The 1374-nt window shown below is 63.6% G+C and carries 1 protein-coding gene; it reads left to right on the top strand.

Features of this window, described 5'->3' with window-relative positions:
• The first annotated feature begins 70 nt into the window (after positions 1-70).
• Entirely contained in the window at positions 71-1336 is a 1266-nt protein-coding gene (locus QN357_RS18940) for an IS256 family transposase (RefSeq protein WP_322141107.1), read from the top strand.
• Positions 1337-1374: the final 38 nt, after the last annotated feature.

Consider the following 1374-nt stretch of genomic DNA (forward strand, 5'->3'; position numbering starts at 1 on the left):
GGGACTATACGATTTTCGGTGTAACTCCTAACAATGGAGGTGCCTGATGACTGATGTGATTCTTGACGTGATGGAGGACGAAGCCGTGGCGACGGTGAAGCAGGAGGACGTGGTGGATGGCCGGCTCGTGGACCAGCTGGTCGGACGGGCCCGGGAACAGGGTCTCGCGCTGACGGGCGAGAAAGGGTTGCTGGGCCAGCTGACGAAGATGGTCCTGGAATCCGCACTCGAGGGCGAGATCACCGATCACCTCGGCTACGAGAAGCACGAGAGGTCCGGGTCGGCCTCGAACGCACGGAATGGGTCCCGGACGAAAACGGTCCTGACGGATATCGGCCCGGTCCCGATCGAGGTGCCGCGAGACCGGGACGGTTCGTTCCAGCCGCAGATCGTGCGTAAGCACCAGCGGCGCTTGACCGGGGTGGACGAGCTGGTGTTGTCGCTGTCGGCGCGCGGGCTGACCCACGGCGATATCAGCGCTCACCTGGCTGAGGTGTATGGGGCCGAGGTGTCTAAGACGACGATTTCCACGATCACCGACCGCGTGCTCGAGGGCATGACGGAGTGGCAGAACCGGCCTCTTGACCCGGTGTATCCGGTGATTTTCATCGACGCGATCCACGTCAAAGTCCGCGACGGGCAGGTCGCGAACCGGCCGATCTACGTAGCCCTGGCCGTGACGATCGAGGGCAACCGCGACATCCTCGGGCTCTGGGCCGGGGATGGTGGCGAGGGAGCGAAGTACTGGCTGCAGGTGTTGACCGAGATCAAGAACCGGGGTGTCCGGGACGTGTGCATGGTCGTCTGCGACGGACTGAAAGGCCTCCCGGACTCGATCGGGGCCGTGTGGCCTGAAGCGATCACCCAGACCTGTGTCGTGCACTTGCTGCGGGCCAGTTTCCGTTACGCCGCCCGGCAGGACTGGGACAAGATAGCGAAGGCCCTGAAGCCGGTCTATACCGCCGCGACTGTCGACGCGGCCGAGGAACGCTTCCTTGAGTTCGGCGAGGCGTGGGGGAAGAAGTACCCGGCGATCGTGCGGATGTGGGAGTCGAGCTGGGCCGAGTTCGTGCCGTTCCTGCAGTTCGATGCCGAGATCCGCCGGATCGTCTGCACGACGAACGCGATCGAGTCCGTCAACGCGAGGATCCGCAAAGCCGTCCGCGCCCGCGGCCACTTCCCCAACGAGCTAGCCGCCCTGAAATGCGTCTACCTGGCCGTGATGAGTCTGGACCCCACCGGCCAAGGACGAGCCCGCTGGACCCAACGATGGAAGGCAGCCCTCAACGCCTTCGACATCACCTTCAACGGCCGACTCTCCATCCGCGACAACTAAAAATCAAACCCAGTTACACCGAAAACTTGACAGACCCC

The sequence above is a fragment of the Cryobacterium sp. RTC2.1 genome, from assembly GCF_035018685.1.
GTDB classification, from domain to species: domain Bacteria; phylum Actinomycetota; class Actinomycetes; order Actinomycetales; family Microbacteriaceae; genus Cryobacterium; species Cryobacterium glucosi.

Bases quoted from the DNA above. Each gene is read 5' to 3' on its own strand.
- QN357_RS18940 (WP_322141107.1), top strand. From the start codon at position 71: ATGGAGGACGAAGCCGTGGCGACGGTGAAGCAGGAGGACGTGGTGGAT.